General features: G+C 53.2%; 18 protein-coding genes. 13 read left to right on the plus strand and 5 right to left on the minus strand.

All coding sequences use genetic code 11. The annotated features are described in order from the left end of the window. Positions 1–304: 304 nt before the first annotated feature. Together SHEW_RS15730 and SHEW_RS15735 are read left to right on the plus strand one after the other, a co-directional pair. On the plus strand, positions 305–2,020 hold the full coding sequence (locus SHEW_RS15730) for a hypothetical protein (RefSeq protein ID WP_011866836.1): 1,716 nt from the start codon (positions 305–307) through the stop codon (positions 2,018–2,020). Next, complete coding sequence (locus SHEW_RS15735; protein ID WP_011866837.1) at positions 2,013–2,942, plus strand: hypothetical protein; 930 nt, start codon at positions 2,013–2,015, stop codon at positions 2,940–2,942. The genes SHEW_RS15730 and SHEW_RS15735 overlap by 8 nt, the downstream gene beginning before the upstream one ends. A gap of 78 nt (positions 2,943–3,020) precedes the next feature. Here the strand turns inward: SHEW_RS15735 and SHEW_RS15740 are convergent, their stop codons facing one another. Further along, positions 3,021–3,407 (minus strand): ribosome recycling factor family protein, encoded by a 387-nt coding sequence (locus SHEW_RS15740; protein WP_011866838.1) that lies wholly within the window; start codon positions 3,405–3,407, stop codon positions 3,021–3,023. Positions 3,408–3,597: 190 nt separating this feature from the next. Here SHEW_RS15740 and SHEW_RS15745 point away from each other — a divergent pair, with 190 nt between their 5' ends. From SHEW_RS15745 to SHEW_RS15770, 6 genes are all read left to right on the plus strand, one after another. Beyond that, the gene (locus SHEW_RS15745; RefSeq protein WP_011866839.1) at positions 3,598–3,846 is read left to right on the plus strand and encodes a DUF3297 family protein; all 249 of its coding nucleotides are present in this window, start codon (positions 3,598–3,600) and stop codon (positions 3,844–3,846) included. 307 nt (positions 3,847–4,153) lie between these two features. After that, positions 4,154–6,220, plus strand: coding sequence for a methyl-accepting chemotaxis protein (locus SHEW_RS15750; RefSeq protein ID WP_011866840.1), 2,067 nt, complete (start codon positions 4,154–4,156; stop codon positions 6,218–6,220). Positions 6,221–6,465: 245 nt separating this feature from the next. Then, a complete protein-coding gene (locus tag SHEW_RS15755) occupies positions 6,466–7,488 on the plus strand; it encodes a substrate-binding domain-containing protein (protein ID WP_041406699.1) in 1,023 nt (340 codons plus the stop codon). Positions 7,489–7,675: 187 nt separating this feature from the next. Then, on the plus strand, positions 7,676–7,996 hold the full coding sequence (locus SHEW_RS15760) for a carboxymuconolactone decarboxylase family protein (protein WP_011866842.1): 321 nt from the start codon (positions 7,676–7,678) through the stop codon (positions 7,994–7,996). A gap of 286 nt (positions 7,997–8,282) precedes the next feature. Beyond that, complete coding sequence (locus tag SHEW_RS15765) at positions 8,283–9,350, plus strand: alpha/beta hydrolase (RefSeq protein WP_011866843.1); 1,068 nt, start codon at positions 8,283–8,285, stop codon at positions 9,348–9,350. 111 nt (positions 9,351–9,461) lie between these two features. Next, positions 9,462–10,508 (plus strand): NAD(P)-dependent alcohol dehydrogenase, encoded by a 1,047-nt coding sequence (locus SHEW_RS15770; protein WP_011866844.1) that lies wholly within the window; start codon positions 9,462–9,464, stop codon positions 10,506–10,508. Between the two features lie 139 nt (positions 10,509–10,647). Here the strand turns inward: SHEW_RS15770 and SHEW_RS15775 are convergent, their stop codons facing one another. The 3 genes from SHEW_RS15775 to SHEW_RS15785 form a co-directional block, all read right to left on the minus strand. Then, positions 10,648–11,865: an MFS transporter gene (locus tag SHEW_RS15775; RefSeq protein ID WP_011866845.1), complete on the minus strand. Its 1,218-nt coding sequence runs from the start codon at positions 11,863–11,865 to the stop codon at positions 10,648–10,650. A 53-nt stretch (positions 11,866–11,918) separates the two neighbouring features. Further along, positions 11,919–12,275: a cyclophilin-like fold protein gene (locus tag SHEW_RS15780; protein WP_011866846.1), complete on the minus strand. Its 357-nt coding sequence runs from the start codon at positions 12,273–12,275 to the stop codon at positions 11,919–11,921. Between the two features lie 98 nt (positions 12,276–12,373). Further along, entirely contained in the window at positions 12,374–12,862 is a 489-nt protein-coding gene (locus SHEW_RS15785) for a (R)-mandelonitrile lyase (RefSeq protein ID WP_011866847.1), read from the minus strand. A 214-nt stretch (positions 12,863–13,076) separates the two neighbouring features. Between SHEW_RS15785 and SHEW_RS15790 the strand changes: the two genes are divergently transcribed. After that, positions 13,077–13,973 carry an AraC family transcriptional regulator gene (locus SHEW_RS15790; RefSeq protein ID WP_011866848.1) on the plus strand — a complete coding sequence of 299 codons (897 nt, stop codon included), beginning with the start codon at positions 13,077–13,079 and terminating at the stop codon, positions 13,971–13,973. A gap of 21 nt (positions 13,974–13,994) precedes the next feature. On the opposite strand, the gene SHEW_RS15795 is transcribed toward SHEW_RS15790, so the two are convergent. Continuing rightward, a complete protein-coding gene (locus tag SHEW_RS15795; protein ID WP_223294731.1) occupies positions 13,995–15,179 on the minus strand; it encodes a serine hydrolase domain-containing protein in 1,185 nt (394 codons plus the stop codon). Between the two features lie 314 nt (positions 15,180–15,493). Between SHEW_RS15795 and SHEW_RS15800 the strand changes: the two genes are divergently transcribed. From SHEW_RS15800 to SHEW_RS15815, 4 genes are all read left to right on the plus strand, one after another. Next, complete coding sequence (locus SHEW_RS15800; protein ID WP_049766540.1) at positions 15,494–16,042, plus strand: DUF2726 domain-containing protein; 549 nt, start codon at positions 15,494–15,496, stop codon at positions 16,040–16,042. 255 nt (positions 16,043–16,297) lie between these two features. Continuing rightward, entirely contained in the window at positions 16,298–16,747 is a 450-nt protein-coding gene (locus tag SHEW_RS15805) for a dCMP deaminase family protein (RefSeq protein WP_011866851.1), read from the plus strand. A gap of 742 nt (positions 16,748–17,489) precedes the next feature. Then, the gene (locus SHEW_RS15810) at positions 17,490–17,822 is read left to right on the plus strand and encodes a hypothetical protein (protein ID WP_011866853.1); all 333 of its coding nucleotides are present in this window, start codon (positions 17,490–17,492) and stop codon (positions 17,820–17,822) included. Positions 17,823–18,011: 189 nt separating this feature from the next. Continuing rightward, complete coding sequence (locus SHEW_RS15815; protein WP_011866854.1) at positions 18,012–19,208, plus strand: serine hydrolase domain-containing protein; 1,197 nt, start codon at positions 18,012–18,014, stop codon at positions 19,206–19,208. Positions 19,209–19,298 lie beyond the last annotated feature (90 nt).

The raw sequence follows: 19,298 nt of genomic DNA on the forward strand, positions 1-19,298 counted from the left end.
GGCGGGCAGATAATCTTCTAACCCACCCAGCTCCTATCTCTAAAACCATCCTCACAACCTTCATCATTGCCTCTTTGCATCACCCCTTCATTCGTTCGGCAATACAGGCCACCAAGCCGAGACCTTAATGACAGCAATGTTAATCTTCTGTGATTAATCACACACTTAGGCTAATGCTTAGGTTTCTTTTCGCCGCGGCTATAGGTATAGTTTTTAACAAAAGTAACCCCAGTTCGTGGCGCATCGAATCTATCACTCAGTCCAACTCGCGCCATGACACCTCAGCTCGGACACGGAAGAGATAATGATAAAACTGATCATTCTTGGCTGTTTTGTGGCATGGATGTTTATTCGCAAGCTCAGCAAGTCTAAACCCGACTCGATTTGGCGACTCAAGCTAAGACGACTCGCCCGTTACCTGATGATAGGCGCCGCCTCTTGGTTTGTGGTGATCGCCTTCGGCTCGGTAAAATATCAGATCTACACAGACAAGACCTTTACCTACAAGAGCAAGGTACAAACCGTGTTCGCCTGGGAAGAGAACCGCCTGCTGCCCATCAAGGCACTGGCCAAGCCTGTACTGCTGTCGCTGGATTATCAGACCAGCTTCCCCATGAGCAAGGCCACAGAGAAATCCCTCAGCAAGCAGTTCCCCTACGCGCCGCGCTTTCAGGGAGTAAGCAAATTCTTAGGCACCTTGCTACTGCTCGTCTGGCTCACCGCCTACCTGTCTCGCCACCGCCATACCGATAAGCGCTGGCAGGAGGCCGTCAGCACAGACACCAAGGCAGGCTACCGCGACTTCTTAACCTGGGCACGCAGCAATCCCCTCAGACGTGCCCACTGCACCGGCTTTATCAAGAAGGCGGATGTCGCCATGCAGTCTATCGATCAGCGTGGGCGCCTGAAGCTCGAGATGTACCGCAAGGGCTGGGCCGAGCGAGGACTCAACGCCGAATTCCTCGACATGCTGCATAAGGTGATCAAGACGGGTCATTCACAGATCAGCGTAAAAGCCACGCACATGAACTGCACCAAACCGGTTAGCGACATAGACATTAATTTGCTCGTCGGCGGCTGGAGTGGCTTAGACCCGCAGTATTTCATGCAACGTTACTACGCCAATCGCAAGGCGCGCGCCGAGCAGAAGGCCGAGCCCGATGCCTTTGAGGCTCAACTGCTCAAGACGCCGGAGCACCTGCGCTTCACCTACCCCGAGCCCCAGGTTGCCGGCAGAATCATCGAGAAACAGCTTGCCAGCGTGCTGAACCAGGGCAAGAAACGCTTCCTTGGCGACGAGCTGGTGCAGTTCACTCCACATAGCGACATAGGGTTTAAACAACCTGAAGTCAGCCTGGAGTTCACTTACATGCAGTCCCTCAACGAACAAAACGGTAAACGCTCATCCGGCGTATGGACTGGCGAACTCAGGCACGAGACCATTACCATGGGAGATACCCAATATCCCGGCGGTAATATTCTCTGGCTGGTCTTTGGCCTGGTCTTCGAATGGCGTCTTGTGATAGACGGCGTCGAGGCAGCCAAGGGAGAATATAGATGCTTCCCAGATGCCAACATCTGTAACGTTAGCCGACCCAGCAAACAAAAGATGCCGGAAAAAGCAGAGATCGAAAAAAATATCTTCGACGTGGTCGCCCTCTCCAACATCAGCTCCCTGTTTGCCCAGATGATGGGCATCAAGGAGGCGCAGATTAACGACCATACGATCGAGTTTAATAATCAGACCGCATTTGAGGTCAAACGCCAGACGGAGACTTCGAACCAACTAGCCCAGAAGCTCGAAGATGCCCTCAGAGGCGAGGCGCTCGATGAGCTGATCAAGAGCAGCGGTGAGGAGCTTTACAAGCAAAACAAAGAGATGGTCGATGCCATGATCCGCGACTATATCGTCAACCACGGCGATACCGATACAGTATTGATGATCATCGACCTACTGGGCGATGCCGCCCCAGAACTGGCCGCAGGACTGCTGCAGATCATCGGAGGTTCAGATGAATAAATGGATTTTACCTTGCTGTGCGGCGCTGCTACTGATCCTCGCCCCCGAGATCGCCCACGCCGATCTGAAACAGAAGATCAAAGACAAGATTGAAGATGGCATCTTCGAGGCCTTCGCCGGTGAACTGGCTCAGCTACCGGGGCTGTCACACCTGATCGCACAGGTAGAGAGTAACCAATATCAACTGGTGAGCACCAACCAGAATGCTGGCCTGCTGGACCTGGGCCGCAACCCAGATCTCGACAAGGCGACCCTGTCGCGCCAGGCCAATGGCACCGGGATAGCGATCAGCCGCCGCGCCTATCTGGCGCCCGGCACCTATTGGCTCAAGGCCAGCCCTAAGGACAAGAAGAAGCAGGCCATCACTCGCAAAGTCTATGTTCAGGCCAAACGCCGCAACATTGCAACCCTCACCTTCTGGGAGAAGGGCCGTAAGAGCTTCCCGCTGGAGATAGTGACCCAGCCGACCACGGCAAAGGTCAGGGTGATGAACATAGGGCCCAAATATGAGTTCGGCATGCCACTGGCCGCCGGAGACTACCAGCTAGAAGTTAGCGAGAAGGGTTATAAGACCCGTAATCTCAAGGTCAGGCTGGACCACAATCAGAACCAATTCGGCGTCATCCTGCAATCGATCGATGGCAAGGCGGTCACAGCCGACACCAGCAGCGCAGATGACGGCAAGGCGAGCACTAAGGCCTCAGAGCCAGAGCAAAGCAGCCAAACCGCGGCCAGCGAGCAGGCAGATGAGAAAACAGAAAAAGCGACAGACAAGGCCAAGAAGAAACCTTCGACCACGGTAGAGGTGATGGTCTGGGTGCTGATGATCGGTGGCTTTATCTTTTTCTGTTGGCTCACCTACAAGCTGTTCACCTTCATCTTCACCCTGATGGGCGGCGCCTGGCGCAGACTGAGCGCCTAGCGCCTTTTAGTCTGATCCATAATCACAAGGGGATAGCCAAATAGGCTATCCCCCTTGTTTCTAAATTAAAAACTTGCCTTAGCTATCGGCATCGAACCTGGCCTGGCGCGCCTCGATAATGGTGCACTTGGTCTGCTCCATCAGCTCCCCTAGGGTGATGCCCGGGGTCTCGCGGATCAGGCGCACCAACTTGACGGGCAAGGGTTCTAGCTTGTCGGCATGCAGCAACAGACCCGCCTCGAGCTTAGCGATCAGATAGGGCGCCATCGCCGGCTGACACTGCTTAAGCGTCAGGGTAAAGGATTGCACATCCACAGCGCCGCCAGTCAGTTGCCAGTTGCGCGAACGCCGCACCCGCTTCAGGCCGCAGCCAAATTCCACCGCCAGGGTCTGCGCCTGAGTCACCCGCTCCCGGCCGATACGGTGGATCAGCGAAGGTAAGGCGATGACGATCGCTTCATTCATGGCGACAAAATCCTCAAAATGTGGGCGGCGATAGTAAACAGGCAGGCCATTTTTCCAGCCCAGACACAAAAACTCAAGGCGAACAATCAACCCTGCTCCTCGCGGTTTCGCCTACCACCTGTTATTTCTTGAGCCCACCAACACTATTGCCTACAATAGCGCACAACTTTTTTGATTGAAGATAACCACTATGACTGACACTAAATCACTACCTGCATTGCCCGATCGCCTATCTGTCAATCCACGTAGCCCACACCATGTGGCCGACTACTTCGAGCACGACATCGGCATTCTCGTTAACGGCAAAGAGCGCTTCAACGTCGAAGAGTATTGCATCAGTGAAGGCTGGGTGAAGATCCCTAGCCCTAAAGCCCTAGACCGTCACGGCCAACCGCTGATGATGACAGTCAAAGGCACCATCGAAGCTTTCTATAAGTAAATAGAGAAGCTGAGATTAAGACACGACACTAAAGGGGAGCCTAGGCTTCCCTTTTTCATGCCTGCATTTCTTCTCTTATCCTATAGGTCTAGCCATATTTACTAATCTAGCCAATCAGTTAGATTCAGCTTAAATGCCACTTACCTCACCTCTTGGCCATATCTGTTAATCAACTCTCATTTGCGCCAAACAAGTTGCATCCACATCACGCTTCTGTAAACACCAGATTGCCTTTGGGTTAATTTTGCCACTTAATATCCATTAGATTTTTCTTATATCTAGTCAAAATTGTCTTAGGCTGGTTTTTATGAAAATAACAATAAAAGCTAAACTAATCATATTAGTAGGTGCTTTACTTGTCGCGGTATCGGGCTTGTTTATCATCAACACCTATATCATCGCGCAAGAAGTCCTGAAGCAGGAACAAAGCAACATCAACCAACAGGTTGAAGCCCTCATCAAACAGAACCTCATCGGCCAAGTCGACACCCTAAGCCGCTCCGTCAACGACTTCTACCAACAATCCCGAGAAGCCAACATCAAGCAGGCGCTGGGGGATGAGATAAAGATGTTCCGCGATGTCATTAATCGCATGTACGAGAACAACCTCACCGACGATGCCGCCATGATGGTCTACACCTTCCTCAATGAGTATCAATGGGGTAACGGCCGCTACCTGTTTGCCTACAACGCCGACACCCTGGAGAATGAGGCGTCCGGCATGGGCGGCGTCTCCATGGGTAACAGCCGCGACGCCCTGGACGAGAAGGGTAACTACTATGCCCGGGACATAGTCGCCGCCGCTAAGTCCAAACCCATAGGCTTTACCAGCTACTTCTTCTCCAATCCCTCGACCGGTCAAGTGGAAGAGAAACTCTCGGCCTCCTTCTACTTCGAGCCGCTCAATCTGGTGATCGCCACCGGGGAATATGTCAGCACATTGAAACAAGACAAACTCAATAGTGCACTGCAGACCGTGCTGGCGGCCAAGTTTGGCGAAGACGGCCACTTCTGGGTACAGGACAGTGACGGCAAGATATTAGCCCACTCGCAGTCATCTCAAATAGGGCGAATCACGCCAAACGCCGCCAAGGCGAAACAGGCACTCGGCAACCAAGCGGATGCCTTCGTCGCCTTACCTGTCACCGACCCTAAGACCCACAGCCAAGAGACGCAGATCGCCTATGTCAGAAAGATCCTCCCCGAGTGGGGCTGGGTGATAGGCACCGGCACCTATGAGTCCAACATCAGCGCCATCGAACAGAGGCTCACCGCCGGTACTGAGGCGATATTCAAACAGAAAATTTACCGCAGCATCGCCATTGCCAGCCTGCTTATCATCATCGCACTGGCGTTTTGCGTATTCCTGCTCAACAAGATCATCGCCGACATGGTGATGCTGAAAAACCGCATCGACACCCTCTCCACCGGCGACGCCGACCTCACCTCCAGATTGGCCATCACCAGCAAGGATGAACTGGCGGCCATCGGCCACTCGGTTAACAGCTTCATCGGCTACCTGCAGGCCATGATGCTGGAGATCTCCCACGCCTCACAGAAGATCACCCAGGGGATAGGCCAACTCGACAGCCACTCGGAAAACAATCGTCAGGCGCTGAGTAAACACAGCAGCGAGACAGAGCTTGTGGTCACCGCCATCAGCCAGATGAATGCCTCGGCAGACGCCGTGGCCCAGAGCGCGGGCAAGATGGCCGCCAGCACGCATCAGGCCAACGAAGAGGCCAAGACCTCGACCCTCACCGTCTCGGATGCTGCCGGCAGCGTCCAGGCACTGGCGAACGAGATGAACTCGGCCAGCCAGAGCATTCACACCATGAGCGAGAACACCAATCAGATCATCTCGGTATTGGGGGTGATCAAGGAGATCGCCGATCAAACCAACCTGCTGGCACTTAATGCCGCCATCGAGGCGGCCCGGGCCGGCGAGCAGGGACGCGGTTTTGCCGTGGTGGCCGATGAGGTGCGCTCACTCGCCTCTCGCACCCAGTCCTGCACCACACAGATAGAGCAGATCCTCACCACCCTGAGACGCGACGCCGACACCGCAGAGCAGCTGATGCTGGAAACCCAAAACAGCTGCCAGCAAGTCACCCAAAATACCGCCCGCGTCACCTCAAATCTGGGCGCCGTCACCGACTCCATCGCCGAGCTCAACGACCTGGGCGGCCAGATCGCCAGCGCCTCAGAGCAGCAGAGTGTGGTAACGGCCGAGATCAGCCAAAACATGCACACCATAGAGGCGATGGCCCAGACCCTGCTGCAAAACGGCCAGCAGACACTGGAAAGCACCCAGAGCCTGTCGGCCGCCAATCAACAGCTAAGCGCCATGGTGAGAAAATTCAAGCTAGCCTAGGCCAGTTTCGGCGCCTCTGCTCTGATAGAGGCGCCGACACCTTTAGCCCGCTTAGTTTTACGCACATTTATCACCGAAAATTCTTGATCCAACACATATCTTTAGCCGTATCACTTTGCTACATTTGGTTATCAAAATGTAAAATCTTGACCTGGCTTGATATGGCTATGCTTATCAAGACGTTAGTTGCTAATACCTTAGCTACGACTAACCTAGTTATTAGGAAATGGATTCGAGAGGCTATTGTGACTCGGTTACTCATCACCCTCATCTCGCTGACCTTACTGGCCACCACCACGCTCAGCGCCGATGTCAGTGCCAAAACCCTGAGATTCGCCGTAGTGCCAAAATTTTACGGCGCCTTCTTCGATCAGAGTAAGCTCGGCTGCGAAGCCGCCGCCAGACAGCTCAAGGATGTCGAGTGTATCTATCTGGGGCCAGAGATCTCCAGCGTGCGCCTACAAGATAAGGTGATCGAGCAGCTTATCGACCAAGGCATAGACGGCATTGCCGTGGCCATCACTCAGTCTAAGTTTCTCGCCGAAAACAGTCTCACCAAGGCCAAGGCCGCCGGCATCCCGGTGATCACCTATGACTCAGATTTCGACGCCCCAACCCTGGCCGAGCATCAAGATCTACGCCGCGCCTACATAGGCACAGACAACTTTGCCTTTGGCCTGGCACTGGGCGAGCAACTCAAAAAACTCAGGCCCAATGGCGGCACCCTGATCATCCAAACCGGCCGCCCCGACTCCCCCAACCTCAACCTCAGGATCATGGGCATTCGCAGTGCACTATCTGGCAAAACCTATGAAAGCCCTCCGGGCAAGCGGCTGCAAAACGATAACGGCTGGACAGAGATCAGAGAGCCCTTCTCCAACTTCGATCAGCTCAGTCAGGCGGTGAAGCAGATGGAGTCTGTCATGAAAGGCAAACCCATCAAGGCCGACTCCTTTATCGCCGTAGGTGGCTGGCCGCAAAACGATGAGGCCCTGTATCGCAAGATGATAGCGCCCTATAAAATCAAGCTAAATAACAAAGAAATAGTCGTGATTATCTCAGATGCGGCGCCGCCACAACTGGCCATGCTACAAGACCACCTCGCCCATACCAACATAGGCCAGAGCCCCTACGAGATGGGCCGCCAGGCGATCTTCACCCTGCACAAAATTGTCAGCGACCAGGCCTTCGAGCAGATAGTCTTTACCCCCATCAAACTCTGCACACCCGAAAACGCCGAGACCTGCACCAAGAGCGTCAGCGACTGAGGCTCAGGTTCAGGCTCAGGCTCAGGCTCAGGCTCAGGCTAAGCGCTATTCTCATCACTCCCCACCATTCGCTAAATTCGACATCTCGCACGAACAAGCAATGACGCGACAGTTTCAGGCAAGCGAAAAAAACGGGAAATGGCCTACCATAATCGATGAACAGACTCATTGTATTTAGGAGGCAGAGATGTCTAAAACTCCAGGTGTCGCCCAGCAAATTTTTGGCGAGTTTGCCCCCAAGCTCGCTCAGTTAACCGACGAGGTGCTCTTCGGTCCAGTATGGGGCGGCGATGAGCTATCCCAGCGAGACAGAAGCCTGATCACTGTGGCAGCCCTCATCACCCAGCACAGACCCGACCAATTGCGCTTTCACCTCGCCAAGGCCAGAGAGAATGGTCTTACAGAGCAGGAGCTGATTGAAGTGATCACCCAATTGGCGTTTTATGCCGGTTGGCCAAGCTCGATGACGGCGATTCAGGTCGCCCAAGAGGTCTTCGCCGAAGCCTAAACTGATTCGAGAGGCATAATCCACCTCACCTAGGCCAGCGCAAGGCCGTAGACAATAAGCCCCATTGCCTTGCCCTGACCATCTTACGCTGACATGCAAGATCAGCGTAAAGCCAAAGCCCAAAACGAAATCGCCCAACCCCACGTCCAAGCAAAACCCAAATCCAAATCCAAATCAAGCATTCGGACTTTTAGGCAAGCATGCACGATTTTCGTGTATTCAAGTCGACGACCAAATTATCAACAATTTAGCCATAGCCAATTTAAACCAATACGCAGGAATCGAGATGAAGAAAACGCTAACCGCATTAGCCCTGGCGACCCTGGTGGGATCGGCAGGCTTAGCCTCTACCGGCGGTGCCATCGCCGCCACACCTGACTATCAAGCAGACCTCTCCCGAGGTGCCAACAATTTCTATCACAGCGAGCAACTCACCATGAAAAAAGTGACCTTTAAGAATCAGTACAAGATGAATGTTACCGGCAATCTCTACCTGCCTGGCAATATCAAGCCCGGTGAGAAACGTGCCGCCATCATAGTCGGCCATCCCATGGGCGCGGTCAAAGAGCAGAGCGCCGTGCTCTATGCCCAGCAATTGGCCGAGCGTGGCTTTGTCACCCTGGCGATCGATCTCTCCTTCTGGGGCGAGAGTGAAGGCGAGCCACGCAACGCCGTGTTACCCGACATGTACGCCGAGGATTTTAGCGCCGCCGTAGACTTCTTAGGCACCCGCGACTTCGTCGAGCGTGAGCGTATCGGTGTGCTGGGCGTGTGTGGTAGCGGCGGATTCGCCATCAGCGCCGCCAAGATAGACCCTCGCATGAAGGCCATCGCCACAGTAAGCATGTACGACATGGGCGGCTTTAGCCGTCACCTGTATGGCAAGGTGCAAACCCTCGAGCAGCGCAAGCAGATCATCGCCGCGGCGGCCGAGCAACGTTACGTCGAATTTACCGGCGGTGAGACCCAATACACGGGCGGCACACCCCATGAAGTAGATGAAAACTCTCACCCTATCGCCAAAGAGTTTTACGACTTCTATCGCACGCCAAGGGGTGAATACACGCCAGCAGGCTCGTCTCCCGAACTGACGACTCACCCTACCTTGAGCAGCAATACCAAGTTTATGAACTTCTATCCCTTTAACGACATCGAGTCTATCTCGCCGCGTCCACTGCTGTTTATCGCTGGCGAGCATGCGCACTCTATCGAGTTTAGCCAGGAAGCCTATGCCCTCGCCGCCGAGCCCAAAGAGCTCTACCTGGTCGAGGACGCCGGCCATGTCGACCTTTACGACAGGGTCGAGCTGATCCCCTTCGACAAGATCAGCACATTCTTCACCAATAACCTTTGATTTAGCCCCGGCTATTACGCGAGATTCTGATGCTCAGTTTGACGTCACCAGGGTATCGGAATCTCTCATTTATTCAGCCAATTAACGGCTGACAGCCTAAATGGAGTCAAGATGAAAACCATCGGATTTGCCGCCGAGTCGGCCCATAGTCCATTACAACCCTATGAATATGACTGCCGCCCCCTCAGAGAAGATGATGTCGCCATCGAGATCCTCTACAGTGGCGTGTGTCACAGCGACCTGCACACGGTAAACAACGACTGGGGCTGGACAGTCTTCCCCACAGTGCCCGGCCATGAGATCGTCGGCCGCGTGGTCGAGGTCGGCAGCCAGGTCAGCCGTTATAAGGTTGGCGATCAGGTGGCCGTGGGTTGCATGGTCGACAGCTGCCAAAGCTGCAGCCAGTGCCATAGCGGTGAGGAGCAGTTTTGCGAAGCGGGATTCACCCAGACCTATAACAGCGTCGATCGTCACACCCAGGCGATCACCAAGGGCGGCTTTGCCAAACACATAGTGGTGAGACAGGAGTTTGTACTCAGCATCCCTAAGTCGCTGGATCTCGCCAAGGCGGCCCCCTTGCTGTGCGCCGGGATCACCACCTACTCGCCCCTAAGAACCTGGAACGTCGGCCCCGGCAGCCAGGTGGCCATCATAGGCATGGGCGGCTTAGGTCATATGGCGATTAAGCTCGCCGTCGCCATGGGCGCCCATGTAACAGTGATCAGTCGCTCCCAGGATAAACAGGGGGATGCCCTCGACTTGGGTGCCAACGATTTTCTGCTCTCCAGCGAGCCAGAAAGCATGGAACTATCGGCCAATCGTTTCGATCTGATACTCGACACTGTGCCGGTAAAACATGACATCACCCCTTACCTGCCGCTGCTCAAGGTAGACGGCACCCTGACCCTGGTCGGCCAGGTAGGGCCGATTGCCGAGGTCAATACCGTGCCTATGGTCATGGGACGCCGCCGCATCGCCGCATCGCTCATCGGCGGTATCGCGCAGACCCAGGAGATGCTCGACTTCTGCGCCAAGATGAACATTCTGCCAGAAGTGGAGATGATCAAGATGGAGGAGATCAACCAGGCATTTGAACGCCTCGAACGGGCCGACGTGCGTTATCGTTTCGTCATCGACATGCAGGCATCAAGCTTCTAATCCGGCTCGGTGGCAATCCAGTTCAGCGAGCCAGCTGAGCAAGGCATCTGAGCAAGCCCACCAACAATTGATCCAAACTAAAAAGGCGCCCATCAGCGCCTTTTTTATCACTTGCTTCATCATTTCAACTCTCCCCGCGTCAAGCCACTTCTGCCGCCCGATCACAAGCTGTAATCGGCTCGAGCCTGAATGATGTCAACATAGCGGCGATGGCCGCCGCCACTCCCAGAACCACATAGCCGACACAGATCTGAAACACACTAAAGCTGCTCGCCGCCAGGCTGGCCACCAGCCCAGGCACCACGGCGCCGGCGTAGGAGATCACGAAGACGCTCGAGAGTAAGCCAGCCCTTTGCTCCACCGTCACCCCCGCCAACAAGACATTAAAGCAGGCCGTGGTCGCCGCCCCTTGGGCTATGCCCACCAGCAGGCTGGCGCACAGGAAAGCCGGCAGCCAGCCATTGTCCAGCGAGACGAGAATCATCAGCGCCGCGCCGATATAGAGCAGCATGCCAAGCAGCACGGCGCGCCTCGGTGTCAGGCCACTGGTGAGATAGCCGCCCATAGGTGTCAGTATCATCACAGAGGAGAAAGCCAGCGCAGCCAGGATGGGGCTGTTAGTGCCGAGCTGCTCGGCCACAATCGAAGGGCCAAAGGCTTGATAGAAGGCGCCCAGCGACCAGGTGGCAACGACCACACCGGCCAGGGTCAGAAACGCCCATTTTCGCTCGGCCGGAAAATAGAGGCGCGGGCGCAGCGAGGCCAACGCACGAGCATGCACATCAGCACGCGCCTTGATGCTTTCTGGCGAGAATAAAAACAAGAGTAAACAGATAGATAATATAGCAATCAGCAAGATGAAGATCAGCATCCTAGGCATGGGCGCCCAGGTGACCAAGGCTCCGCTTACAATGGCGCCACTTGAGATACCTATCATGGGAGAGGTACTGGTTATCGCCGCCACCAACCAGGCGGGGCGACCGCGTGAGGTATCCACCACATAGGCGCCTATGCTGCCGGTGGCGATACCACAGGCAAAGCCTTGCAGCACCCTGGCGGCAAACAGCACAAGGATATGCTGCATATTGAGCAATAAACAACAGGAGGCTACGGCACACAGCAGCGCGGTGAGGGCCATTGGCTTACGGCCAACAACATTAGACAAGCGACCAAACACGATAAGCGCCGTGGCGGCGGAAAAAAAATAGCCTAAGGAAACCAGACCAAGATCTGCATTAGAAAGACCATCGTCTAGCCGGTAGCTATTAAATAGCGATATGGGGGCGCCGGCTGTCGCAAACACCAAGATAAAAGCCGTTGCGGCAATCACAAATGCACTGCCCGTTGCTAATCTCATGGTGTACTACTCCAGTTTCCTTAGACTAAAACTGCAATGATGAAACCTAAAACTTACTCTGCCGCCTCTATAACCACCTCAAGGCTATCTGCCATGGTGAGCGCGCCGAGATCGCCATCGATATGCGCCAGCGGGATCAGCCCGGCGGCGTAGCCAAAGTCGCGATAGAAAATGGCCAGATTTCCCCAGGGGGCGTAGTAACAGACATCGCCCAATCTGCCTTTGGCACCTTCGGGGGCCGAGTCGGTGGTCAGCTTACGCGGCAGATACGCTATCTTCTCCGTTTGGGCGTAATCTTTCAGGGTGAGCCGCTGCGGCAACAGGGCATAGAAATCCCGCGCCGTTCGGTTATCGGCCAGAGTGGCGCTCAAGCGTTCGCCCTTAACCACAAGCTGAATCTTCATCGTCATCGCCCGTCTCTGATTATCAAAAGTGTGCTTACCCAAGACTGGCGCTACCGAAACAGGGTCTGCCAAGGATTGCTGCGCCAACGAATGGTTCGCGTCACTCAATGCCCCTGATACTGGGCGGCGCTGACCGGCTCCAGCCAGTTTACGACGCTGCCCTCTTTCGCCTCCTGCACCGCGATGTGGCTCATCGCCGTCTTGTCGGTGGCGCCATGCCAATGCTTCACATTGGCCGGGATCTGCACCACATCGCCCGGGGCTATCTCGATACGCTTACCATCCCACTGTTGCACCCAGCCCAGACCACTGGTAACGATGAGGGTTTGGCCTATGGGATGGGTATGCCAATTGGTGCGACTGCCCGGCTCGAAGGTCACCATGGCGCCCGAGGTGCGGCCCTCGCCCTTGGCGCCGAACAGAGGTTCGACCCGCGTCTTACCGATAAAATAGGGCTCCAGGCCCTGCATGGGCAGCTGAGTGCCATTGCTCGCGACGCTGATCGATGGCGGCGGGAGCGTCTCCCCCACCACCTGGCCACTGAGGCCGAGTAAGGATGAGGAAATAACGAATGCAGAGATGATGGATTTCATAGACCCTCCTAGCGGGAGCAAAACGACACGCTGGCGTGCACCAGACCAGATGGCACCATTTTTTCAGCTTGCCGGGGCGATCTATAGTCCATTACTGGCAAATGCTTGCCTAATCCTCCGAAATGGCAGATTAATCCGTTAAGTGCCTGCGCGATTGGCTTACACTTATTGCAACGATAATCATCCTTTCCCCGGCTATCGAGGAGGCCAACCAATGCAAGACAAAGTGATCCCGTCTCTCTCTGCGGCCATCGCCAAAGAGGTCGAGCGCCGCACTCAGGGCGTCGACTGGTGCGAAACCGAGATTGCAGGGTTGGACTTTTATCGCCAGTCGGCGCCCACTAGCTGCTCAGTCTGCGTCGTCGAGCCCAGCATTGCCCTGGTGGTGCAAGGAGCCAAAGCGATGACCCTGGGGGAGCAGACCTTTCGCTACGATCCGTCACGCTTCTTAATCACCTCACTGGATCTGCCTGCCAAGATGCAGGTGTTAGAGGCCAGCGAAGAGGCGCCCTATCTGGGTGTGGTGATCAAGTTGGATCTGGCGGTAATGAGCGACCTGATGTTGCAGACACCGCTGACGATGCAGAAAGAAACCGCATCGGATCAGGGGATGATATTAGGCGCCACCACGCCTAAGTTACTGGGGGCGATCTCGCGCCTGGTTAACCTGCTGGATGAACCCGAATCCATTGCCGTGCTAGCACCGTTGATTAAACGCGAGATCTATTGGCGCGTGTTGATGAGCGAACAAGGCGCCCGCCTACGCCAGATTGTCTCGGCAGGTAGTCATGGGCTGCGTATTGCCCGCACCATAGAGTGGCTCAAGGTGCATTACGACCAGCATCTGAGCGTCGACAGCCTGGCGGATATGGCCAGAATGAGTAAATCCACCTTTCACCACCATTTTCGCCGGCTCACCTCCATGAGCCCGCTGCAATATCAAAAACGCCTCAGGCTGTTAGAGGCGCGCCGCCTCATGCTGGGGGAAGATATCGACGCCTCGGCCGCCGCCTATCGCGTAGGCTACGAAAGCCCGTCGCAATTCTCCCGGGAATATTCCCGCCTGTTTGGCGCCTCACCCAAGAAGGATGTGGCGACCCAGTGGCAATAAGCAGCGATTTAGACAGAGGTTCTAGTTTACCGGCCTGTAGACTTGATTGATGAGCGCCGCCGCGATCGTAGTGGCCGGGTCGCGCCCATCCACGCTAGGGGCCAGGTTGGTCCAGACCACCAGGGTAACCTTATTGTCTGGGTCATGGCCCATGAAAGAGTTATAACCCGGCAGCTCGCCTGTATGACCATAGAGCAGGCCAAACTTGGCTATGCCCAGGCCATAGTAGGCGGTGTTGGGATTGTCGGGATCGATAGGCTTAACGCTTGCCAGACGCAGTTTCTGCATCTCCTCATTTAACAGTTTGCCGCGAACCAAGGCCTCGACCCAGACCAGCAGCTCCCTGGCGGTAGAGATCCCCGCGCCAGCCGCCCAGCCCCAGGAGGGATTAGCCTCGGTCTGATCCCCCGGCATTATCACCCCATCACGCGCCTCCTGCTGCATCGCCTCGGGCAACGCCGAGTCCATGGTCAACACATTGGTGCCATACATATAGCCGTGGGCATAGGGCTCGGGCAGGACGTTATCGGTGATCTCAGGAAACAGGGTTTGTGTCATGCCTAGGGGAGCAAACAGGCGGCGCTGCATGATCTCAGGCAAGGTGCTGTCATCAAGCTTCTGGGCAATCAGGCCAAGCAATACCGTATTGGTGTTGGAGTAACCAAAGTCTGTGCCCGGCGTAAAATCCAGCGGATAGTCGAAACTCAGCTTAAGCAGCTCAGCTTGGGGCCAGGCATAAGCGGGATCCTGATCTAAGATCTGATTCAGCGCCAATGTGGTGGTGTAGTTATGCAGGCCGCTTTCCATCGACAGCAGCTGAGCTATGGTGATCTGCTCACCGCTCGGCACGCCGGTCCAGTGCATGGCCACGGGATCTTCTAGCTGGAGCTTACCCTCCTGCACCATCTGCAAAATGATTGTACCGACCCAGGTCTTGGTATTGGAGCCAACCCGGAGGTGCTGATCGAAACGGGTTGGCTCACTGCCGCTATACTGGCTCACCCCATAGGTATATTCAAAGCTACCCTTGGGGGTATGCAGTATCACCACGGCGCCCGGCACCAACATATCCTCGGCCAGCTCAGCCACCGTCTGCTGCATCTTGGCCGTGTCGATGGGGTTTAGCGCCTCCTCATCATCACTGTTACAGCCACTGACCAGGACACCGGCTAGGATACTGGCAAAGGCGACCAACAAGGCACTCACTAGGTTACTAGCCCACGCTCTTAGCCCAGCTTTATCCGTTCTAGACTTGCGCTGTACCCGCATATTTTTCAACATCATTTGGCACTCCCTTTGTCATCCTGCATCCAGGATCCGCATCCAGGCTCCTCATCCTAGCCAGCTTAAAAACCGACCATCCATTGCAATACCCCAAGCTAGTCTGGTTTCGATTGGGATTCAAGCTATGTTGGCAAAGCTGCTACTGAAAAGACTGCGAGTTGAAAAAGCGAGGGACAAGGCTTATTGTGCAAACAAATCAACCGGCAATGACGCCAACCTCAAGAGATGGATGTTCGATGAACCTCAACCTTTTATTCGCAATGGCCTTTGGCTTTATCATCATTTTGACCCTGCTGTCGCGACTAGGCAGTAGCACCAGCAGTCGCCACTACCAATATCGTAAACATAAAGCCCTGTTTACCCCCGCCGAGCGATCGTTTCTGGGGGTGTTAGATAACGCCGTTGGCGAGCAATACCGTATCCTTGGCAAGGTACGCATTGCCGATGTGATCACTCCAGAAAAGGGGATGACGCGCCAACACTGGCAAAATGCCTTCAACAAGATCTCCGCCAAACACTTTGATTATCTCCTCTGCGATAAACAGACCCTGGACGTTATCGCCGCCATCGAACTCGACGACAAGAGTCACAAGCAGGCCAAGACCATAGCGCGCGACCAACTGGTGGAAGATGCCTGTCGCACTGCGGGGCTTCCTCTGATTCGGTTCGACGCCAAACGCGGTTATCATGTCGAAAGCGTAAGAACCACTATCGCGTCGACACTCGAGCCGGATTTTGAACCCGAGATTGAAACCATTCCCCAGATAATCGCGAGTAGAGATTGACCGGCCAGGGCCTTGGAAAATAGCCAATGCCATCCCCATGGTTTTTAATGAGCCAGTGTTAATGAGCTAGCTTTAATGAGTTAGCTTTAATGAGTTAGTTTTGAGCTGTGAGTAGTAATGAATTAGCGCTAAAACACTCAATACGCCAGACATTGCTTTGTGTTGGGCGCGGCTTGATTTATCATTGTTCTCGACAGAGAATTGTTTCTGGTTAAGTCAATATATTCAGCCATATAGAATAGGAACCCTAAGTAGATGATGAGCAAATGGGCGATACGTTTTTTACAAATGGCCGAACTGGTAGCCTCATGGAGTAAAGACCCCTCCACCCAAGTAGGCGCCGTGATCACTGAAAACAACCGCATTGTCTCACTGGGATTCAACGGCTACCCGCACGGGATCTCCGACAGCGCCGAGACAGACAACCGCGAGATGAAACTGCTCAAAACACTGCACGCCGAAGAGAACGCCATTCTCTACGCCAAGCGGGATCTCAGCAGCTGCGAGATCTGGGTGACCCACTTTCCTTGCCCCAACTGCGCCGCCAAGATCATCCAGACTGGGCTAAAGGTGGTCCACAGCCCACAACCCAGCGACGACTTCCTCTCCCGCTGGGGCGACAAGATCAAAGTCAGCCAGGATATGTTTGACCAGGCAGGCGTAGAGGTCGATTGGATGCAGGTGGAGTCAGCACCAACAGAGTAAGTCACCTAACCACCTTGTAGAAACGAATTACATTAACGAGCAGGGCTTATGGATTTATCCGGTTTTCTTTTCTGAAAAAAGTATTAAAGGTGCACTTCACCAGTAGACCTAAGCAAATAACACACAATACAGGTAATATATTGAATTTTAATGATTTACATTGGAAGTACTATCAATCTTTCGAGTATGATTTAAATCGGTTATCCCGATATATTGAAATAAACCAAGATAACTTTTCGACATACTCAGTAGAACTAACACGGTTATATCTCTCTTCATGTGCAGAGATTGACACTGTCATGAAAGAAATTTGCTACCAATTATCCCCAAATGCAAAATCAGATAACATAATGGATTACATGAAGGTAATCGAAAGTAACCTGCATGCTTTCATTACAGAAACTGCAGTCATTGAAAGGTTTAGTATTAGCTGTACACCTTGGAAAGCATGGCAAGAACAAATTAGCCCGAGCTGGTGGAAAAGCCATACCGACGTGAAACACAATAGAAATAAGCATTTCACTAAAGCCAATCTTAAAAATGTGATCGATTCTATATGTGCACTTTACATAGCTAATGTATATCTTCGATATGCACACTTAAAAAGCAATGACAGTGGTATGGTTTATAGCCTTTCCGATGCCATCACTTCACTTCCGCGAGATTTAGACCTAATACGAATAGATTGCCGCTTCTCATATTTCTCAGATTGATAAACAATAGATACACAAGGAAGTAACCAATGACATCAAGGTCCAATGCCTCAAAAGCCCGCCACGCAGAATCACTGATCAAGATTGGTGAAAGTATCCATAACGCCATTATTCTCACCGTGTTTGTCGCCCCTATGATCTTTCTCAGTAAGCAAGTTATCGAAGGGAAAGTGGGTGGTATATCAGGGCTGTTGACGTTAATACTCGAAAACCAATGGCCACTTCTCTTGCTGTTTTTACTAATGCTCCCCTCTACCTATTTAGGCGTGAAATTTAAACACTGGGGATTCGACATTCTCGATGAACTCGAAAGTGCTAGTGGAAAAAAAGAGGATAACCATAAAATGCCGGAGCTAAGCTAACACAAACCACCACTGTTGCTCGCTAACTTGCCCCTTTGTTCCCAATGGGACTGCTCCCTAACACTTAATGTAACAATTGGAAATATGTAAGTGTTGGAATACATAGCTAATCCCCTTTATTGTCGATAAAACAAACGGCATACAAGTGACTTCTCAGGGACAGGAAACAAGAAGATTAGGAGCAACAAAATGAAGCTTAGCCATTTCACACTCACAATGATGTTTCTTGCTTTGGCAGGATGCTCGGTCAGCAACCAAGAATCGACAGCCGCAAATCAACAACTCGCCCGCCAACAAGCATTCGAAAGCAGCATTCGTTCAATCGACGATGATGGAAACAGCAGCGCATCAACCAATACGCTGGAAGCGCGAATGAAGGCTTATGGCGTCCCGGCGGTGAGCATTGCCGTATTTGATAACAACCAAATTATCTGGTCGAAGGGATACGGCAAACCAGACATAGAATCGAACCAAGGAGTAACTACGGATACTCTGTTTCAGGCCGCTTCCATTTCGAAAACGGTCACCAGTGTCGCAGCATTTAAAATGATTCAGAACGGCAACTTTGAGCTTGATGAAGATGTGAACTTAAAACTTAAACGTTGGCATGTACCCGAAAACCAATTTACTCAACAACAAAAAGTCACACCAAGCCGGATCATGAGCCACACATCTGGGCTGAATGTCTCTGGATTTGAAGGTTATGCCCAAAACCAGACTATTCCCTCATTAGTTCAAATATTACAAGGCAGTAGCCTGAGTAACTCTCCTGCCGTTAAGGTCTTTCAAACACCAGGTGAATCTGAGTATTACTCAGGCGGAGGCATGACAGTCTTGCAACTCTTGATGGAAGACAGCAGTGCGCTGCCTTTCTCACAACTGATGCAACAATTGATACTCAAGCCTTTAAATATGAGCCAAAGCTCATTCGAACTGGCACTGCCAAATGAACTCCAGAGCCAAATTGCAAAAGGATACGATAGCAAGCAATCCATGATTGAAGGGGGCTACCATCTCTACCCAGAGAAGGCGGCAGCAGGTCTATGGAGCACACCCACCGATTTAGCAAAATTTATGATAGCCCTGGGTAAAGCCTACCGCGGCGAGGATGAAACTTTGCTATCACAACAATCAGCCAAAACCATGTTAACCAGAGTGCCCGGCGCGGGTGGAACAGGCATAGGAATAGATGGTGAAGCAGACGCTTTTCGCTTTAGGCATAGCGGCGGAAACGCCGGATACACCTGCTATGCAGTTTCCTTTGCAAATTCGGGACGAGGCTTCGTTGTGATGACCAACTCGGACAACGGCTTTCAATTAATCCACGAAATATCCAGAGCCGTATCGGAGGCTTATGGTTGGCCTCCAATGTGGATGCGTGAATAGTACCCTTAACGTCTCGCTCCTTTTAACCAAGACCACTAAAGCCAGCTACTCCACAATTACGTCACTGGCGATGATAAGACAATGAAGATT

Source organism: Shewanella loihica PV-4, from assembly GCF_000016065.1.
Taxonomy (GTDB): Bacteria; Pseudomonadota; Gammaproteobacteria; order Enterobacterales; family Shewanellaceae; genus Shewanella; species Shewanella loihica.

Coding starts and splice junctions, on each gene's coding strand:
- SHEW_RS15790 (WP_011866848.1), top strand. CDS start 13,077: ATGCAAGACAAAGTGATCCCGTCTCTCTCTGCGGCCATCGCCAAAGAG.
- SHEW_RS15735 (WP_011866837.1), top strand. CDS start 2,013: ATGAATAAATGGATTTTACCTTGCTGTGCGGCGCTGCTACTGATCCTC.
- SHEW_RS15780 (WP_011866846.1), bottom strand. CDS start 12,275: ATGACGATGAAGATTCAGCTTGTGGTTAAGGGCGAACGCTTGAGCGCC.
- SHEW_RS15775 (WP_011866845.1), bottom strand. CDS start 11,865: ATGAGATTAGCAACGGGCAGTGCATTTGTGATTGCCGCAACGGCTTTT.
- SHEW_RS15730 (WP_011866836.1), top strand. CDS start 305: ATGATAAAACTGATCATTCTTGGCTGTTTTGTGGCATGGATGTTTATT.
- SHEW_RS15745 (WP_011866839.1), top strand. CDS start 3,598: ATGACTGACACTAAATCACTACCTGCATTGCCCGATCGCCTATCTGTC.
- SHEW_RS15810 (WP_011866853.1), top strand. CDS start 17,490: ATGACATCAAGGTCCAATGCCTCAAAAGCCCGCCACGCAGAATCACTG.
- SHEW_RS15785 (WP_011866847.1), bottom strand. CDS start 12,862: ATGAAATCCATCATCTCTGCATTCGTTATTTCCTCATCCTTACTCGGC.
- SHEW_RS15800 (WP_049766540.1), top strand. CDS start 15,494: ATGAACCTCAACCTTTTATTCGCAATGGCCTTTGGCTTTATCATCATT.
- SHEW_RS15765 (WP_011866843.1), top strand. CDS start 8,283: ATGAAGAAAACGCTAACCGCATTAGCCCTGGCGACCCTGGTGGGATCG.
- SHEW_RS15750 (WP_011866840.1), top strand. CDS start 4,154: ATGAAAATAACAATAAAAGCTAAACTAATCATATTAGTAGGTGCTTTA.
- SHEW_RS15815 (WP_011866854.1), top strand. CDS start 18,012: ATGAAGCTTAGCCATTTCACACTCACAATGATGTTTCTTGCTTTGGCA.
- SHEW_RS15770 (WP_011866844.1), top strand. CDS start 9,462: ATGAAAACCATCGGATTTGCCGCCGAGTCGGCCCATAGTCCATTACAA.
- SHEW_RS15740 (WP_011866838.1), bottom strand. CDS start 3,407: ATGAATGAAGCGATCGTCATCGCCTTACCTTCGCTGATCCACCGTATC.
- SHEW_RS15760 (WP_011866842.1), top strand. CDS start 7,676: ATGTCTAAAACTCCAGGTGTCGCCCAGCAAATTTTTGGCGAGTTTGCC.
- SHEW_RS15805 (WP_011866851.1), top strand. CDS start 16,298: ATGATGAGCAAATGGGCGATACGTTTTTTACAAATGGCCGAACTGGTA.